The sequence below is a fragment of the Pseudomonas sp. PDM02 genome (assembly GCF_014852285.1).
Classification (GTDB): Bacteria; Pseudomonadota; Gammaproteobacteria; order Pseudomonadales; family Pseudomonadaceae; genus Aquipseudomonas; species Aquipseudomonas migulae.
The window spans coordinates 45,126-63,068 of record NZ_JACVBL010000013.1; the positions used below are offsets into that span (position 1 = coordinate 45,126).

At 60.5% G+C, this 17,943-nt stretch carries 17 protein-coding genes; 11 read left to right on the plus strand and 6 right to left on the minus strand.

Annotation, left to right across the window (positions count from 1 at the left end; translation table 11 throughout):
- Nucleotides 1-141 precede the first annotated feature (141 nt).
- Nucleotides 142-1,617, minus strand: coding sequence for an inorganic phosphate transporter (locus IB245_RS22015; protein WP_008025627.1), 1,476 nt, complete (start codon nucleotides 1,615-1,617; stop codon nucleotides 142-144).
- A 377-nt stretch (nucleotides 1,618-1,994) separates the two neighbouring features.
- Complete coding sequence (locus tag IB245_RS22020; protein ID WP_007903846.1) at nucleotides 1,995-2,195, minus strand: hypothetical protein; 201 nt, start codon at nucleotides 2,193-2,195, stop codon at nucleotides 1,995-1,997.
- Between the two features lie 667 nt (nucleotides 2,196-2,862).
- Here IB245_RS22020 and pcaR point away from each other — a divergent pair.
- The 11 genes from pcaR to pcaC all read left to right on the plus strand — a co-directional run bounded on the left by pcaR (nucleotide 2,863) and on the right by pcaC (nucleotide 13,732).
- On the plus strand, nucleotides 2,863-3,705 hold the full coding sequence (gene pcaR, locus IB245_RS22025; protein ID WP_008025635.1) for a pca regulon transcriptional regulator PcaR: 843 nt from the start codon (nucleotides 2,863-2,865) through the stop codon (nucleotides 3,703-3,705).
- Between the two features lie 127 nt (nucleotides 3,706-3,832).
- Nucleotides 3,833-5,179, plus strand: a complete 1,347-nt coding sequence (locus tag IB245_RS22030; protein WP_008039434.1) for an MFS transporter — start codon at nucleotides 3,833-3,835, stop codon at nucleotides 5,177-5,179.
- Between the two features lie 269 nt (nucleotides 5,180-5,448).
- Nucleotides 5,449-6,306 carry a CoA transferase subunit A gene (locus IB245_RS22035; protein WP_008025638.1) on the plus strand — a complete coding sequence of 286 codons (858 nt, stop codon included), beginning with the start codon at nucleotides 5,449-5,451 and terminating at the stop codon, nucleotides 6,304-6,306.
- Nucleotides 6,306-7,085: a CoA-transferase subunit beta gene (locus IB245_RS22040; RefSeq protein WP_008025640.1), complete on the plus strand. Its 780-nt coding sequence runs from the start codon at nucleotides 6,306-6,308 to the stop codon at nucleotides 7,083-7,085. Before IB245_RS22035 ends, IB245_RS22040 begins: the two co-directional genes overlap by 1 nt.
- Nucleotides 7,082-8,287, plus strand: coding sequence for a 3-oxoadipyl-CoA thiolase (gene pcaF / locus IB245_RS22045; protein WP_192228645.1), 1,206 nt, complete (start codon nucleotides 7,082-7,084; stop codon nucleotides 8,285-8,287). Before IB245_RS22040 ends, pcaF begins: the two co-directional genes overlap by 4 nt.
- A gap of 36 nt (nucleotides 8,288-8,323) precedes the next feature.
- Nucleotides 8,324-9,028 (plus strand): protocatechuate 3,4-dioxygenase subunit beta, encoded by a 705-nt coding sequence (gene pcaH / locus IB245_RS22050; protein WP_008039436.1) that lies wholly within the window; start codon nucleotides 8,324-8,326, stop codon nucleotides 9,026-9,028.
- Nucleotide 9,029: 1 nt separating this feature from the next.
- Nucleotides 9,030-9,596 (plus strand): protocatechuate 3,4-dioxygenase subunit alpha, encoded by a 567-nt coding sequence (gene pcaG, locus IB245_RS22055; protein WP_008025646.1) that lies wholly within the window; start codon nucleotides 9,030-9,032, stop codon nucleotides 9,594-9,596.
- Between the two features lie 199 nt (nucleotides 9,597-9,795).
- Nucleotides 9,796-11,100, plus strand: a complete 1,305-nt coding sequence (locus IB245_RS22060; RefSeq protein ID WP_008039437.1) for an MFS family transporter — start codon at nucleotides 9,796-9,798, stop codon at nucleotides 11,098-11,100.
- Between the two features lie 45 nt (nucleotides 11,101-11,145).
- A complete protein-coding gene (locus tag IB245_RS22065; protein WP_192228646.1) occupies nucleotides 11,146-12,510 on the plus strand; it encodes a 3-carboxy-cis,cis-muconate cycloisomerase in 1,365 nt (454 codons plus the stop codon).
- Between the two features lie 11 nt (nucleotides 12,511-12,521).
- A complete protein-coding gene (gene pcaD / locus IB245_RS22070; RefSeq protein WP_192228647.1) occupies nucleotides 12,522-13,328 on the plus strand; it encodes a 3-oxoadipate enol-lactonase in 807 nt (268 codons plus the stop codon).
- A gap of 11 nt (nucleotides 13,329-13,339) precedes the next feature.
- Nucleotides 13,340-13,732 carry a 4-carboxymuconolactone decarboxylase gene (gene pcaC / locus IB245_RS22075; RefSeq protein WP_008025653.1) on the plus strand — a complete coding sequence of 131 codons (393 nt, stop codon included), beginning with the start codon at nucleotides 13,340-13,342 and terminating at the stop codon, nucleotides 13,730-13,732.
- Between the two features lie 112 nt (nucleotides 13,733-13,844).
- Here the strand turns inward: pcaC and IB245_RS22080 are convergent, their stop codons facing one another.
- From IB245_RS22080 to IB245_RS22095, 4 genes are all read right to left on the minus strand, one after another.
- Entirely contained in the window at nucleotides 13,845-14,663 is an 819-nt protein-coding gene (locus IB245_RS22080) for a methyltransferase domain-containing protein (protein WP_192228648.1), read from the minus strand.
- Between the two features lie 20 nt (nucleotides 14,664-14,683).
- Nucleotides 14,684-15,061, minus strand: a complete 378-nt coding sequence (locus IB245_RS22085) for a DUF1641 domain-containing protein (protein ID WP_192228649.1) — start codon at nucleotides 15,059-15,061, stop codon at nucleotides 14,684-14,686.
- Between the two features lie 22 nt (nucleotides 15,062-15,083).
- Nucleotides 15,084-16,274, minus strand: coding sequence for an FAD/NAD(P)-binding oxidoreductase (locus IB245_RS22090; protein ID WP_192228650.1), 1,191 nt, complete (start codon nucleotides 16,272-16,274; stop codon nucleotides 15,084-15,086).
- A gap of 192 nt (nucleotides 16,275-16,466) precedes the next feature.
- The gene (locus tag IB245_RS22095) at nucleotides 16,467-17,720 is read right to left on the minus strand and encodes an OprD family porin (RefSeq protein WP_192228651.1); all 1,254 of its coding nucleotides are present in this window, start codon (nucleotides 17,718-17,720) and stop codon (nucleotides 16,467-16,469) included.
- Nucleotides 17,721-17,943 lie beyond the last annotated feature (223 nt).

Genomic DNA, 17,943 nt, shown 5'->3' on the forward strand with positions numbered 1-17,943 from the left:
GCGGCCGTTACCGCAGAAATGGATATGCACCCCATCCAACGCCGCCCCCTCAACTCGCGTGCTTAGTGGTGTTCACTAAAACAGCAGCAATAAAAAAGGCGCGAACCTCACGGAACGCGCCTTTTTCGTTGCAGCGATGTATCAGCTGGCCAGTGCCTTCGACGCCAGCCAGAACAGGCCGGCCGACAGGCCCACGGTTGCCGGCAGGGTCAGGACCCAGGCCAGCAGGATGGTTTTGACGGTGCCACCTTGCAGGCCGCTTTTGTTGGCGACCATGGTGCCGGCCACGCCCGAGGACAGAACGTGGGTGGTGGACACCGGCAGGCTGAAGATGTTGGCCATGCCGATCAGGCTCGCCGTCGTGATCTGCGCCGACATGCCCTGGGAGTAAGTCATGCCTTGCTTGCCGATCTTCTCGCCGATGGTCAGTACCACGCGTTTCCAGCCAACCATGGTACCCAGGCCCAGCGCCAGTGCGACCGCCAGGATTACCCAGAACGGAGCGTATTCGGTAGTGGTGGTCAGGTCTTTGCGCAGCTTGTCCAGGTCAGCCTTTTCACGGGCCGCGAGGCTTGGCAGTTTGCTGACTTTCTTGGCCGTGTCGTCCAGGCAGAGCAGGTAGCGACGCACTTCGATGCGGCTTTCCGCCGACAGCGAGTGGTAATCGGCCACACCTTTAAGGGTGTCGAGCAGGGCGGAAATGGTCGGTTCGGTCTGTTTCGGGTTGCAGCGGAATTTCTCCGGCAGATCGCCTTCCACGCTTTTGCCCAGTGCCAGGAACTCGCCCAGCGTATCGGCATTGCGTTTGTAGAACTGGCTCAGGTGCAGGGTCGCATCGCGAGTCCGTTCGATCTGGTACGTGGTGCTGCCCAAGTCGAGGACGAACTGCGCCGGCACGATACCGATCAGCACCAGCATGATCAGGCCGATACCTTTCTGACCATCGTTGGAACCGTGCACGAAGCTCACGGCCATGGCCGAGATCACCAGCACCAGGCGGTTCCAGAACGGCGGATGCTTCTTGTCGTCGATCTTGCGGCGCTGTTCCGGCGTCTTGTGCATCTTCGACAGCGGACGCCACCATTTAAGGCCGATCAGAATCAGCGCGGCGACCAGGAAGCCGGCCATTGGCGAGAACACCAGGGAGGCACCGATATCGATCGCCTTCTGCCAGTTCACACCATCGGCCAACGGAATGTCGTTGATCAGGGCGTTGGCCAGGCCGACCCCGAGGATCGAACCGATCAGCGTGTGGGAGCTGGAGGCCGGGATACCGAAGTACCAGGTGCCCAGGTTCCAGGTGATGGCGGCGGCGAGCAACGAGAACACCATGGCCAGCCCGTGACCGGTGTTCACATTGATCAGCAGTTCTACCGGCAGCAGGTGGACGATGGCATACGCCACGCCGACACCGCCCAGCAGCACGCCAAGAAAGTTGAACACACCGGAAAAGAACACGGCCAGATGAGGCGGCATGGCTTTGGTGTAGATAACAGTGGCCACCGCGTTTGCAGTGTCATGAAAGCCGTTGATGAACTCGAAGGCGAGGACAAAGGCGAGGGCGAGCAAGAGGCTCACAAGCACCCAAGCATCCAGTCCGCTGAATAAATCGATCATGAAGGTTTTCTGACCCGGTCATAAGGGGGCGCGATTATGCCAGAAAAGACTGCTAATCGATGCACTAGCTGCTCATCGGTAACATTCTTCAACGAATTAGTTTGCGGAAATAGCCCAGGCGCCGGGTTTTTACCGGGTTTTGCAAGTCGTTGAATTTCTTTGGAAAGCCCGCAGGCACAAGGGTTTCTCTCTTGTAGGCGAGAGACTTGAACGCTTGTGTGAAATATCTGAGAAGAGGGCCAGACATGAGCCATTTGCCTCATCAGATGGATGAGGAGGCCGCTGCCCGCTCGTAGCGGGCGCGAATGGCAACATCATTGCTTCCCGCTTTTAACGGGGGCAGGCGCGGGCCCTTGAAAGGAATCAGGCCGGGGCAATCATGGCTCTTCGGCTTTGAGTTCCTTTTCCATCTTCTGCAATTCCTGGGAAAAAGCCTGATCCTGAACGGTGGCGCGTTTACGCCAGGGTTTGCGTTCCGGTTCGGGCTGAGCGGCGTAGGTGGTGACTTCCCCGCCGTAAACTTCCTTGTAACGTTGTTCCTGGCGCTCAAGTTCCGCGCGCAGTTCGTCTTTCGTCACAGTGCTACCTGTATGGGTTGAGATTAATTCTGGTAAATCGCGCTGCAGCAAATGCATTGACCACGCTCGCCGAAAGGACAATGCCCGCAAAGGCATCGTTTTACGACACGGCAATCAATACTTCCATGTTGCAGGCGGCCACGGCACCAGAGCAAAACGGCTGACGTAGCATCAGTTTCCTGTTTCAGCGAGCGCGCTGGCGGAGCATATGAAATGAACGACAGGCACTTGCTGCGGGCAGCCGCGATGGAACATCGTGCTGCCGGGTGACGCAATCGGCAAGTAAAAACCGAGGGGTCACTGAATTGCATTATAGCGGTCGATTTGCAGAACACTATCGCCAAGGAGTTAAAAATGAATGGCAATGTGTGATTGTTTTGTTACTTGAAAGTTTTGTGGTCACTTAGCAGTGATGTCTTTCTGGCGTCATTAAGCCGAACAAGTTAAAGCTTATATGGGGTGCTTTAACGGCGGGTTCAAGCAAAGGTAAAACATGTAATAGAGGGCGAGCCGAAACCTGCACAGCGTCTGTCGCGTCCATAGGGCTGATTGCGATTATCGGTCGGCCGTTCGATAATCGCCCGATCTTGGCTGCCTGTGGCTTGTGCGCCGAACCCGGCGCCGCATGTAATAGCCTTCGCCGATCCGTGTGGGAAAAGGACCTGATATGAACGAGCAAATGCGCAATTCCTTCGCTTCAGTAGCGCCGCCGATAGTCGCGTCGCCCGCCAAGCGGATCCAGGCCCTGACCGGCGACCCGGATTTCATGACGTCCCTGGCCCGTGGCCTGGCCGTGGTGCAAGCGTTCCAGGAGCGCAAACGGCATTTGACCATCGCCCAGATCAGTCACCGCACGGAAATTCCCCGCGCCGCTGTGCGACGTTGCCTGCACACCCTGATCAAACTCGGCTACGCCACCACCGACGGTCGCACCTATTCGCTGCTGCCCAAAGTGCTGACCCTCGGCCATGCCTATCTGTCCTCGACCCCGTTGGCGGTGTCGGCCCAGCCTTACCTCGACCGCATGAGCGAGCAACTTCATGAGGCCTGCAACATGGCCACGCTGGAAGGCGACGACATTTTGTACATCGCCCGCTCGGCGACCACTCAGCGTCTGATCTCGGTGGACCTGTCGGTGGGCGGACGCTTGCCCGCCTATTGCACCTCCATGGGCAGGATTCTTCTCGCGGCACTGGACGACACGTCGCTGCGCGAATACCTCGACCATGCCGACCTGCAAGCCAAGACCAGTCGCACTCTGCATACCCCCGAAGCGTTGCTCGAGTGCCTGCAGGAAGTACGGCAACAAGGCTGGTGCATCGTCGATCAGGAACTGGAACAAGGCCTGCGCTCGATTGCCGTTCCGGTGTACGACGCTTCCGGGCAAGTGGTGGCGGCGCTCAACGTCAGCACGCACGCCGGCCGGGTCAGCCGCAACGAGCTGGAGCAACGGTTCCTGCCGGGTCTGCTGGCGGCCAGCCGCAACCTCAGCGCCCAGTTGTTTGCCTAAGCTGTTCGGTAATCGCCCAGACTCGCGTTTAACGAATTGACGCACTTTCCCCAGGATCACTAATGTCGCGGCAGCGCCAGCCTAGGCTGGCACCTGTCCGACTGCGTTCTTGCGTGGAATAAAAATAATGAACCAGCCTCAGTCTGCTGTAGGAAACTGCCTCGACGTGCAGTCCTTCATCAATGCTCAACCCATTTCGCGCTACCAGTGGCGAGTGGTGATCCTGTGTTTCCTGATTGTCTTCCTCGATGGCCTCGACACCGCGGCCATGGGCTTCATCGCGCCAGCACTGTCCCAGGACTGGGGCATCGATCGCGCCAGCCTCGGTCCGGTGATGAGTGCGGCGTTGATCGGCATGGTCTTCGGCGCACTGGGTTCCGGCCCGTTGGCTGACCGCTTTGGGCGAAAAGTCGTACTGGTGGGCGCCGTGTTGTTGTTCGGCGCCTTCAGCCTGGCGTCGGCTTACAGCACCAATGTCGATCAATTGCTGGTGCTGCGCTTCCTGACCGGCCTGGGCCTCGGTGCCGGTATGCCGAACGCCACGACGTTGCTGTCGGAATACACCCCGGAGCGCAAAAAATCCCTGCTGGTGACCAGCATGTTCTGCGGCTTCAACCTCGGCATGGCCGGTGGCGGGTTTATTTCGGCCAAGCTGATTCCGGCGTTCGGCTGGCACAGCCTGTTGCTGATCGGCGGAATTCTGCCGCTGATCCTCACCGTCGTTTTGCTGCTCTGGCTGCCGGAATCGGCGCGTTACCTGGTTGTGCGCAATCGCGGCACCGACAAGGTACGCAAGGCGCTGGCGCCGATCGATCCGAGCGTTGTCGCTCAGGCATCCAGCTTCAGTGTGCCGGAACAGAAAACCGTGAAGGCGCGCAACGTGTTTGCGGTGATCTTCTCCGGCACTTACAGCACCGGCACCTTGTTGTTGTGGCTGACCTACTTCATGGGCCTGGTGATCGTTTACCTGCTGACCAGTTGGCTGCCGACGCTGATGCGTGACAGTGGCGCGAGCATGGAGCAAGCGGCGTTCATCGGCGCGCTGTTCCAGTTCGGCGGTGTGTTGAGCGCCGTGGGCGTGGGCTGGGCGATGGATCGGTTCAATCCGCACAAAGTCATCGGCACTTTCTACCTGCTGGCGGGGGTGTTTGCCTACGCAGTAGGGCAGAGCCTGGGCAACATCACGCTGTTGGCAACCCTGGTGCTGGTGGCGGGGATGTGTGTCAACGGCGCGCAATCGGCGATGCCTTCTTTGGCGGCGCGGTTTTATCCGACTCAAGGGCGGGCGACGGGTGTGTCGTGGATGCTCGGGATTGGCCGCTTTGGCGCGATCCTCGGGGCGTGGATGGGCGCGACGTTGCTGGGGTTGGGCTGGAACTTTGAACAAGTGCTGACGGCGCTGGTGATTCCGGCGGCGTTGGCGACGACGGCGGTGGTGATCAAGGGCATGGTCAGCCATGCGGATGCGACCTGAGTCCGGGTTTCAGAATCTTCAGTGGGTTTGATGGCCTCTTCGCGGGCAAGCCTCGCTCCTACGGGTAATCACTGAACCTGTAGGAGCGAGGCTTGCCCGCGAAGCTTTTTGGGATCGGTAGCCAAACAACAATCTGTTCGATAAACGAACACTCAGTCGATTATCGGATTGTTTGGCGATTTTATGGGGCTTACTCTCTAGTCATTCCGGCGCGCGCATCGCGCCTTTTTCTACCACTGTCGGTTCATAACAAAACGGGAGCCTGCCCCATGGCTGAAATCCTTTCGCTGCACGACGCGGTGAAGCAATTCGTTAACGACGGCGATACCGTTGCGCTCGAAGGCTTCACTCACCTGATCCCTACGGCGGCGGGTCATGAAATCATTCGTCAGGGCAAGAAAGATCTGACGCTGGTACGTATGACACCTGACCTGATCTACGACCAATTGATCGGCGCCGGTTGTGCTCGCAAGCTGATTTTCTCCTGGGGCGGCAACCCGGGCGTGGGTTCGCTGCACCGTCTGCGTGATGCGGTCGAGAAGCAGTGGCCGCACCCGCTGGAAATCGAAGAACACAGCCACGCCGACCTGGCGAACGCCTACGTCGCTGGCGCCTCCGGCCTGCCGTTCGCGGTGCTGCGTGCCTACGCCGGTTCCGACCTGCCGAAGGTCAACCCGCTGATCAAATCCGTTACCTGCCCGTTCACCGGCGAAGTGTTGGCCGCCGTGCCTTCGGTACGCCCGGACATCACCGTGATCCACGCGCAGAAGGCCGACCGTAAAGGCAACGTGCTGCTCTGGGGCATCCTCGGTGTACAGAAAGAAGCCGCACTGGCCGCCAAGCGCTGCATCGTCACCGTTGAAGAAATCGTCGACGACCTCAACGCACCGATGAACTCCTGCGTGCTGCCGACCTGGGCGTTGAGCGCTGTCTGCCATGTTCCCGGCGGTGCGCATCCTTCCTACGCCCACGGCTACAACGAGCGTGACAACCGTTTCTATCAGGCCTGGGACCCGATTGCCCGCGACCGTGAAACCTTCACCGCGTGGATCAACGAGTACATCCATGGCTGCGCTGACTTCAGCGAGTTCCAGGCCAAGCTGGCCGCTGCTTCGGAGGCGAAGTAATGACTTACACCACCAATGAAATGATGACCGTTGCCGCCGCTCGCCGACTGAAGAATGGTTCGGTGTGCTTCGTTGGCATCGGCCTGCCGTCGAAAGCGGCCAACCTGGCGCGGCTGACGTCCTCGCCCGACGTAGTCCTGATCTATGAATCGGGTCCGATCGGTGCCAAGCCGAGTGTATTGCCGCTGTCGATTGGTGACGGTGAACTGGCGGAAACCGCTGACACCGTCGTCCCGACCGGTGAGATTTTTCGCTACTGGTTGCAGGGCGGGCGCATCGACGTCGGTTTTCTCGGCGCCGCGCAAGTCGACCGCTTCGGCAACATCAACACCACGGTGGTCGGCGATTATCACGCACCGAAAGTCCGTCTGCCGGGCGCCGGTGGCGCGCCGGAAATCGCCGGTTCGGCCAAAAGCGTGTTGATCATCCTTAAACAGTCGTCGCGTTCCTTCGTCGACAAGCTCGACTTCATCACCTCGGTCGGCCATGGCGAGGGCGGCGACTCGCGCAAGCGTCTGGGTCTGCCGGGCGCCGGTCCGGTCGGCATTATTACCGACCTGTGCATCATGGAACCGGAAGCGGGCACCCATGAATTCGTGGTCACGGCGTTGCACCCTGGCGTGACCCGCGAGCAAGTGGTTGCGGCCACCGGTTGGGCGATTCGTTTCGCTGACACTGTTGAACACACCGCCGAGCCGACCGAGGTTGAACTCAAGGCACTCAGGGATCTGGAAGCCCGCACCGCCGCCGCCCACGGCCAAGCACCCGGAGAAGCGTGATGCGTGACGTTTATATCTGCGACGCGATTCGCACCCCCATCGGCCGTTTCGGCGGTGGCCTGTCGGCGGTTCGCGCCGACGACCTGGCCGCCGTGCCGATCAAGGCCTTGATGGAGCGCAACCTTTCGGTGGACTGGAACGCCGTGGACGAGGTGTTCCTCGGCTGCGCCAACCAGGCCGGTGAAGACAATCGCAACGTGGCGCGCATGGCGCTGCTGTTGGCGGGCCTGCCGGAAACCATTCCGGGCGTGACCCTCAATCGCCTCTGCGCTTCGGGCATGGATGCCATCGGCACCGCGTTCCGCGCCATCGCCAGCGGTGAAATGGAACTGGCGATTGCCGGCGGCGTCGAGTCGATGTCCCGCGCACCGTTCGTGATGGGCAAGGCCGATGCGGCGTTCTCGCGCAACATGAAGCTGGAAGACACCACCATCGGCTGGCGTTTCATCAACCCGTTGATGAAAGCGCAATACGGTGTCGATGCGATGCCGCAGACCGCCGACAACGTGGCCGACGATTACGAAGTGTCCCGCGAGGATCAGGACGCGTTTGCCCTGCGCAGTCAGCAGCGGACTGCCGCCGCGCAAGCTGCAGGATTTTTCGCGGAAGAAATCGTTGAAGTGCGGATTGCCCACAAGAAGGGTGAAACCGTCGTCAGCCAGGACGAACATCCTCGCGCCGACACTACGCTGGAAACCCTGGCCAAACTGAAACCGGTCAACGGTCCCGACAAAACCGTCACTGCCGGCAATGCGTCGGGTGTGAACGACGGCGCGGCCGCACTGATTCTGGCCTCGGCCGAAGCCGTGAAGAAACACGGTTTGACCGCTCGCGCCAAAGTGCTGGGCATGTCCAGCGCCGGTGTCGCACCGCGTGTCATGGGCATCGGCCCGGTGCCGGCAGTGCGCAAGCTGACCGAACGCCTCGGCCTGGCGGTCAGCGATTTCGATGTGATCGAACTCAACGAAGCCTTCGCCAGCCAAGGCTTGGCGGTGTTGCGTGAACTGGGCCTGGCGGACGACGCGGCGCAGGTCAACCCGAACGGTGGCGCCATTGCCCTGGGCCATCCACTGGGCATGAGCGGTGCGCGCCTGGTGTTGACGGCGTTGCATCAGCTGGAAAAAACCGGTGGCAAGAAAGGTCTGGCGACCATGTGCGTCGGTGTTGGCCAGGGTCTGGCCTTGGCCATCGAACGGGTCTGACCCACAGCAGTGACAATAAGAACTGAGGAAAGCGAAATGACTGACAAGCCTGGTTACCGTCGCCCGCAGGAAGGCACCCAGCCGGAGTACCTGCACCCGACGTATCAATCCACCAACCGTCGCTCACCGTCGAAGCCGTTGGTGTTTTTGCCTCATTCGTTGTCGGAAATTACCGGTCCGACCATCGGCGCCGAACGCGTCAACGAGAAGGACAATGACCTGACGGCCCAGCACAAGGGCGAGCCGCTGGGCGAGCGCATCATCATTCACGGCCGCGTGCTGGATGAAAACGGTCTGCCGGTGCCGGGGATTCTGGTGGAGATCTGGCAGGCCAACGCCGCCGGTCGCTACAACCATGCCCGCGACCTGCACGACGCGCCGCTGGACCCGAACTTTACCGGTACCGGCCGCACCGTGACCGACGCCGATGGCTGGTATCAATTCCAGACCATCAAGCCCGGCGCTTACCCGTGGGGCAACCACCACAATGCCTGGCGTCCGGCGCACATCCATTTCTCGCTGTTCGGGCCGAGCATCCTGACGCGCCTCGTCACCCAGATGTATTTCCCCGGCGACCCGTTGCTGGCGTACGACCCGATCTACAACTGCGTGCCCGATACCAGCGCCAAAGAGCGCTTGATCGCCAGTTTCGACCTGGAAAAAACCATCCCTTCCTATGCCCTCGGTTACCGCTGGGACATCGTATTGCGCGGCCGCGACGCCACGCCGATGGAGAAATAAGATGACGCTGACTGCGACCACGTCCCACACCGTCGGGCCGTATTACCACATCGGCCTGACCTGGCTGAACCGCGAAAACCTGACCGTCGAACAAACCCTGGGCGAGCGCGTGGCGATCACCGGGCAAGTCATCGACGGCAACGGTGACATCGTCAACGATGCGATGCTGGAAGTCTGGCAGGCCAACGCCGCCGGCAAGTACGACCATCCCGAAGACGATCAGGCCAAACCGCTGGACCCGAACTTCGAAGGCTTTGGCCGGATCCCGGTGGATGCCGAAGGGCGCTTCCGCTTCACCACGATCAAACCGGGCACAGTGGAAGGCCTGAAAGGTTCGACCCAGGCGCCACACCTGGTGGTGCTGGTGTTTGCTCGCGGGCTGGTGAAGCACTTGCTGACGCGGATCTACTTTGATGGCGAACCGGCCAACGTCGCCGACCCGTTGTTGGAGTGCGTGCCAGCCGAACGCCGCAATACCTTGCTGGCGAAGCAGGATGCGACCGGTGTTTACCAGTGGAATGTGATTCTGCAAGGCACGGACGCGGAGACGGTGTTCTTCGATTATTGAGTTGGCTTGAGATCATTCGCGGGCAAGCCTCGCTCCTACAGGTTTTGATTTGGTCATCACATTTTGTGAGCGGCACTAAACCTGTAGGAGCGAGGCTTGCCCGCGAAGGCGTCCATAAGTACGCCACCAAATGTTCGTGTGGAACGGGACTGTTGCAAAGTGTGTCTAGACTCTCACTGTCCCCATTGAGTGAAAAACAATGACAACGCCAATCGCTTCAACCGCGCTATACACCGGCGAAGAGCGCAGCAAACGGATCTTCGCGATTGTCGGCGCCTCGTCCGGCAACCTCGTCGAATGGTTCGACTTCTACGTCTACGCCTTTTGCGCGATCTATTTCGCCCCTGCCTTTTTCCCGTCCGACAACCCCACGGTGCAGTTGGTCAACACCGCGGGCGTGTTTGCCGCCGGGTTCCTGATGCGCCCGATTGGCGGCTGGATTTTCGGTCGCGTCGCGGACAAGCACGGGCGCAAGAATTCGATGCTGATATCGATTCTGATGATGTGCTTCGGTTCGTTGCTCATCGCCTGCCTGCCGACCTACAAGGACATCGGCGTCTGGGCGCCGATCATGCTGCTGTTCGCCCGTTTGCTCCAGGGCCTGTCGGTGGGCGGCGAATACGGCACCACCGCCACCTACATGAGCGAAGTCGCCCTCAAGGGCCAGCGCGGTTTCTTCGCCTCGTTCCAGTACGTGACTTTGATTGGCGGGCAACTGCTGGCGGTGTCGCTGGTGGTGGTGCTGCAACAGTTCCTCACCGAGGATGACCTGCGTGCCTACGGCTGGCGGATTCCGTTCGTGGTCGGTGCCATGGCGGCATTGGTTTCGCTGTACCTGCGTCGTTCGCTGAAAGAAACCACCAGCAAGGAAATGCGCGAGAACAAGGACGCCGGCAGCATCCGCGCGCTGTTCCGCGACCATAAGGCCGCGTTCATTACCGTGCTCGGTTACACCGCCGGCGGCTCGCTGATTTTCTACACCTTTACCACGTACATGCAGAAGTACCTGGTGAACACCGCCGGCATGCATGCCAAGACCGCCAGCTACATCATGACCGGCGCTCTGTTCCTTTATATGTGCATGCAGCCGATCTTCGGCATGCTCTCGGACAGGATCGGCCGCCGGAGCTCGATGCTGTGGTTTGGCGCACTCGGCACGCTGTGCACCGTGCCGATTCTGCTCAGCCTGAAAAGCGTCACCAGTCCGTTCCTGGCCTTCGTGCTCATTACCCTGGCGCTGGCGATTGTCAGTTTCTACACCTCGATCAGCGGTCTGGTAAAAGCCGAAATGTTCCCGCCTGAGGTGCGTGCATTGGGTGTTGGCCTGGCTTACGCGGTGGCGAATGCAATATTCGGTGGTTCAGCGGAGTATGTAGCCTTGAGCCTCAAAGCGGTCGGCATGGAAAACTCCTTCTACTGGTACGTGACGTTGATGATGGCGATAGCGTTCCTGTTCAGCCTGCGTCTGCCCAAACATGCGAAGTATCTAGAAAACGACCTTTGATCCACACCCGCGGGCCCAAGCGGCCCGCGCCTCCAGGGACTGTTTATGAACCAGCGACCGGGCAATCAATTGTTCGATGCCTATTTCACTGCGCGCGATATGCGCGAGGTGTTTTGCGATCAGGGCCGGGTTCAGGCCATGCTCGATTTCGAAGCGGCGCTGGCCCGCGCCGAGGCGCATCTCGGGTTGATTCCGCAGGCGGCAGTGGCGCCTATCGAAGCGGCCTGCCGCGCCGGGCACTACGATTTCGCCGTCCTCGGCGAGGCGATTGCCACGGCTGGCAATTCGGCGATTCCGCTGGTGAAAGCGTTGGGCAAACAGATCGCGACCACCGATGCCGAAGCCGAGCGCTATGTGCATCTGGGCGCCACCAGCCAGGACGTGATGGACACCGGTCTGGTGCTGCAATTGCGCCGGGCGCTGGAACTGATTGAGAGCGATCTGGCGCAACTGGGCGAAACCCTTTCAACGCAAGCCCAGCGTTATGTCGCCACGCCGCTGGCCGGTCGCACCTGGTTGCAGCACGCAACGCCGGTCACCTTGGGCATGAAGATCGCCGGTTGGCTGGGCGCCGTTACCCGCAGCCGTCAACGCCTGCAAGAACTCAAACCGCGCCTGCTGGTGCTGCAATTCGGCGGCGCCTCCGGGACCCTCGCGGCCCTCGGTGCGCAAGCGCTGCCGATTGCCGACGCGCTGGCCACGGAGCTGCACCTGACGTTGCCCGACCAACCGTGGCACACCCAACGCGACCGCCTGGTGGAGTTCGGTTCGGTGCTGGGATTGATCGCCGGCAGCCTCGGCAAGCTCGGTCGCGACATCAGCTTGTTGATGCAGACTGAAGCGGGCGAAGTGTTCGAACCCTCGGCGCCGGGCAAGGGCGGTTCGTCGACCATGCCGCACAAACGCAACCCGGTGGGCGCCGCCGTGCTGATCGGCGCTGCAACACGGGTTCCCGGTCTGCTCTCGACCCTGTTCAGTGCGATGCCGCAAGAGCACGAGCGCAGCCTCGGCCTGTGGCATGCCGAGTGGGAAACCCTGCCGGAGATTTGTTGCCTGGTGTCCGGCAGCCTCAAGCAGGCATTGCTGGTGGCAGACGGACTGGAAGTGGACGCCGAGCGCATGGCCCGCAACCTCGACCTGACCCAAGGCCTGGTGCTGGCCGAAGCGGTGAGCATTGTTCTCGCGCAACGGGTCGGCCGCGACACCGCGCATCATTTACTGGAGCAGTGCTGCAAGCGCGCCGTGGCCGAGCAACGGCATTTGCGCGCGGTGCTGGGCGACGAGCCGCACGTGACCGCCGAGCTCTCGGCCGCTGAACTCGATCATCTGCTGGACCCCGCTCACTACCTCGGACAGGCCCGTACCTGGGTCGAGCGAGCGGTGGCTGAACATTCTGCGTTAACTGCCTGAAGGAGACTGCTGTGGCTTTCGTACAACTCGCCGAGGGCGAACTGCACTACCAAATTGAAGGGCCGCACTTCGATGGCCCGGTCGATGCGCCGGTGCTGGTGCTGTCCAACTCGCTGGGCACCGACCTGCACATGTGGGACGCGCAAATTGCCGCGTTCACCGAGCATTTCCGGGTGCTGCGTTTCGATACCCGTGGCCACGGCAAATCCCTGGTCACGCCGGGGCCTTACAGCATCGAGCAACTGGGCCGAGACGTGCTGGCGCTGCTGGACGCGTTGCACATTGAGAAGGCGCATTTCTGCGGCTTGTCGATGGGCGGCTTGATTGGCCAGTGGCTGGGCATCAATGCCGGTGATCGATTGAACAAACTGGTGGTGTGCAACACCGCCGCGAAAATCGGCGACCCGTCGATCTGGAACCCGCGCATCGAAACCGTGCTGCGTGACGGCGCGGCGGCCATGGTTGCCCTGCGTGATGCGTCGATTGCGCGCTGGTTTACCCCGGACTTTTCCGAGGCCAATCCGGCGGCGGCGAAACGGATTACCGACATGCTCGCGGCCACTTCACCGCAAGGCTACGCAGCCAATTGCGCTGCCGTGCGCGATGCCGATTTCCGTGATCAGCTGTCCTTGATCAAAGTGCCGCTGCTGGTGATCGCCGGCACCGAAGACGCGGTCACGCCGCCGTCCGGTGGGCACTTCATCCAGGAACATGTGGCGGGTGCCGAGTACGCCGAGTTCTACGCGGCGCACCTGTCCAACGTGCAGGCCGGCGATGCGTTCAGTGATCGCGTTCTCGCTTTTTTGCTGGGTCATTGAGGGGAACATCCGTGGACGAGAAACAACGTTACGACGAGGGCATGAACGTCCGCCGTGCAGTCCTCGGCGACGCCCATGTCGACCGCAGCCTGAACGCGCTGACCGAGTTCAATTCGGAGTTTCAGGAGATGATCACCCGCCACGCGTGGGGCGACATCTGGACCCGACCTGGCCTGCCACGCCACACTCGCAGCCTGATCACCATCGCCATGTTGATCGGCATGAACCGTGAGGGCGAGCTCAAACTGCACCTGCGTGCCGCCGCCAACAATGGCGTGACCCGTGGCGAGATCAAGGAAGTGATCATGCAGAGCGCCATCTACTGCGGCATCCCGGCGGCGAATGCGACGTTTCATTTGGCCGAGTCGGTTTGGGACGAGTTGGGCGTCGAGTCCCGGGAATAATGTTCGCGATTTGCGGTGCATGAATTGACGCTTTCGCGGGCAAGCCTCGCTCCTACAGGATTATCACAACCTCTGTAGGAGCGAGGCTTGCCCGCGAAGGCAATGTCATGCGTTACACCGTCGCGACGATGAATATGCGCTTGAACGGAAACAGCGTTCGCCCGTCGCTCTCCGGCGGGTAATGCGCGTGTATGCGCATCAGGTAGTGGTAGATGAAGCGCGCCTGTTCGTCGGGCTTGAGTGCCTGCATCACTGGTCGCAGCGCCGAGACCTTGACCCAGTCATAGATCGGCGATTGGCCGCAGACCACCTGCAATTGCTCGGTCTCCCAGATGTCCAGGGTTTCGCAAATCGGGGCGAGCAGGCGGTAGTAATCCTCCAGCGACAAGAGCGTTCGTGCGGCCATGGTCTCGCGCAGTTGCGCCGTGCCTAACGGTTGACCACAAGCCCCCGCGTCTTCCAGCGTGTCGAGCACCAACCGATACCACAACGCATCCCGCCAGTCGGGCATGTGCGCTGCCAGGCAACCGCCTGGGTTGAGCTGCCCGAGCAGTCGCGGCAGCAGTTGATGGTGATCCTTGATGAAGTGCAAAACGGCGGCGGCGAACAGCAGGTCTGCTGGCTGTTCGGGCTGCCAGTCGAGCAGGTCACACTGTTTCCACACCGCCTTGATGGGCAGACGGCGGGCTTCGTCGAGCATTTGTCCGGAGCTGTCGATGCCCTGCAACTGCGCGCGAGGCCAACGCTTGGCCAGCAGTTGCGTGGCGATGCCGGTGCCGCACCCCAAGTCATAAATACGTTGGGGCGATTTGAGTTCGACACGACCGAGCAATTCATTGACCGGTCGTTGCCTGAGGCGCGAAAACTGCTGGTACGCCTTGGCGTCCCAGTGCGTGCAGGCGCTCCCTGCCTTATCAAGTTTGACGCTCATGAGGTGGCCCTCTCTGGCGGTTACAGTTGTCTTCCGATGACGTTCAGGGTTTTCAGGACAACAGCCACACCTTTGCGTGTGTCCGGCTCGTTCAGCAGTTTGATCAAGGCGTAGACCCCCGGTGGTTCCGGGGCGGCGGCGACTTCGGCGTGGGCCATGCGCACGGCGTTACTGACGGTCCAGGTGGCCGCCGTAGCGTTTTCGAACAACCGCGCCAGTTTTTCCACCATGGCCGCGTCCAGCAGGTCGACCATGTCCGAGGTCAACGAGAGCAAATCGACGAGGTTATCCAGTCGCCCTCCATCGATCAGTGGTTGCAGTTTTGCCATCAAGGCATCGTGTCCCTCCGACCTGTCGGCCGTGCCGATGGCGAGGGTTTCATCTGTCAGGTTTGTCATTGTGTTTGTCTCCCTGAACCCGTCACAGCATGCCCCGGGCAACCGCCCAGTACAGGCCATGATTGAAGCCGTGTCTGAGCAGGCCACCGAGTTTGGTCGGTGGAGTTGGCAGAACGTCGCGCATGTAGTTGTACCAAAGCGGCATGCCGGCATAGAGGCCCATTTGCGCGACGGCCTGGACCCGTCCGTCGTAGACATCGATGGGACCACCAAGACGGATTTCAGCGGCAATGTTGTTGGCGATCACCGGTGCCTGGTTATGGCACGCGCCACCGGCCTTGCTCACCGGCAGATCGCAGGTGTCGCCGATCACGTAGACGCCTTCCAGACCATAGACTTGTAGGGTTTCATGGTGGGTGGGCAGCCAGCCTTCGTTATTGGGCGCTTGTGACGCTCCGGACTCCAGCACGGCATCCACGGCGCTGATCGGCGGCGTTGCCATCAGGATGTCATAGGGCTGCGAGTCGCCTTCTGCGGAGTAGGCAATTTTGCTGTCGGGATCGACACGGTCCAGGGTGAACCCACGCTGAAAACGGATGTTTTTCTGCTCGAAAATACTCGGCAGAATTTCCCCTGTCGGTCGTTGCAGGAACAGGCAATTACGCAGGAGTTGGGCCGTGGTCGGGTAGGTGTAGACGATTTCCACTTTGTCTCGCACACCCCGACGCCGCAAATAATCATCAAGCATCAAGGTGGTTTCGACGGGTGCGATGCCGCATTGATGCGGCACGTTGGGCGTTTGCGGGAAGGACACGGTTATGAAGATCCGGCCTTTTTCGATGGTGCTCAGCTTCTGCGCCAGTTGCCGGGCCGGGTCGTATTGATAGAAGTGGTCGCCGCCTTCTTTCAAACCTTCGATGCGTTCCGGGGCGGGCACGCAACCGGTGGCGATGACCAGAAAATCGTAGTCGTAGACTTTGCCGCTGCGGGTCTTGAGGCATTGCCCCGCGAAATTGAAACGCGTCACTTCTTCAACGTTGAAGGTGATTTCCGGGCGCAGCAATGAGCGTTCCGGGCGCTTGAGTTCTTCCTGAAAAAACAGGTTGAACGCCACGTACATGAACGCAGGTTTGTAGTAGTGATCGGGGGAGTTGGACAGCAGGGTAATCAGGACTTCGCCGCGCAGGATTTCTGGATACAGCTTGTTGACCAGTTGATTGGCCAGCATTGTTCCACCGACGCCGCCACCTACGATAACTATTCGCTTGCTCATACCTGACCTCCGTGGTCATGGCAGCTTCGCGTACAGCATCCGGAGATAACGGAAGAAAATGGGGGCTCCTACATCAGGCTGGAGAACTTGAACGTCTTGATGACTGTATCTGCGGTTCAATAATTCGCCAGTCATCGCGACCAGTGGTCAGCGCCAGCGTTTCCCGCAAGGAGTCAACGCTGGCGCTGAGGCTTACAACAAACTGATCGGGTAGCTGATGATCAACCGGTTCTCGTCGAACTCGTTGTTGCTGTAATCGCGGCGCATGGTCGAGTTGCGCCATTTGACGTTCAGGTCCTTCAGCGCGCCGCTCTGCACGGTGTAGCCCAGTTCACTTTCGCGGCCCCATTCCTTGCCGTCGGTGATGGTGCCGGTGTGCACGTTTTCGCCGCTGATGTAGCGGTTCATCAGGGTCAGGCCTGGTACGCCGAGCGCAACGAAGTTGTAGTCGTGACGCACCTGCCAGGATTTTTCCCGCGCGTTGTCATAGCTGGAGTTGTAGCTGTCGTTGGCCAGGGTGCCGCCGCTGGTGCCGTTGACCCGCATCCAGGCGCTGTCGCCGGTGAGTTTTTGCAGGCCGACATAGAAAGTGTTGCCACCGTACTTCGCGGAGAACATCCCCGACCAGGTCTTGTTGTCCAGATCACCGGCACGGGCGCTGCCGTCTTCTTTGCCATAGAAGAAACCGAGGTTGGCGCCCAGGGTCCAGTCGCCGATGGGTTGGCTGTGGGTCAGGTTGACGAATTGCTGGCTGTAGATGTCTTTGAGTTCGGCGTTCCACAGGCCGATCTGGGTGCGCTTCTCGTTGAACAGGTATTCGCCGCCCTGGAAGTTGAAGCGGTCGGAGGTGAACGCCGCTTTGCCGGTCATCGACATGTCGTTCATGCTGCTGTCGTCACGCGGGCTGTTCTGGCGGAACTGGCCGCCGTAGAGCGTCAGGCCGTTGATTTCCTTTGAGGTGATCTGACCGCCACGGAAGGTTTGTGGCAGCGAGCGGCCATCGTCCGAACGCAGGATCGGCAGCACCGGCATCCATTCGCCGACCTTCACTTCGGTCTGCGACAGCTTGGCCTTGAACGCCACGTTGGTGCGACCGAAGTTGTCCGCCGGGCGACCATCGTGGTCCAGCGGCAGCAACTGCGTACCGCCGGTGCCTTTACCGCCGTCGAGTTTTACCGAGTACAGCCCCAGCACATCCATGCCGAAGCCGACGGTGCCTTGGGTGAACCCGGATTTGGCGTCGAGGATGAAACTTTGCGTCCACTCTTCAGCCTTGCCCTGTGCCTTGGTCGGGTTGGTGAAGTTGCGGTTGATGTAGAAGTTGCGCAGGTTCAGGTTGACCTTGGCCCCTTCGACAAAACCCGCCTCTTCGGCCGTGGCGGGCAGGGCGGCGCCGGCCAGTGCGAGAGCGATCAGGCTGGGAACGAAATAAGTGGAAGGCGTCATGGGCTCGGTCTCTCTAATTCTTGGAGATGAAACGGGGCGATGCCGCAACCGTCGGGTTGCAGACAAAAAGATTCGAATTCAAATGAAACGGGGCGAGATCAGCCGGACAGGGCGGGGCGCGGGGGCATGGTGTCGAACCTGTTGTTATTGGTTTTGTGTGGCGAATGGTGCGGGGAATGAACTGGATGGTTCAATTGGTAAAAGCGGGTTTTGGGCGATTATC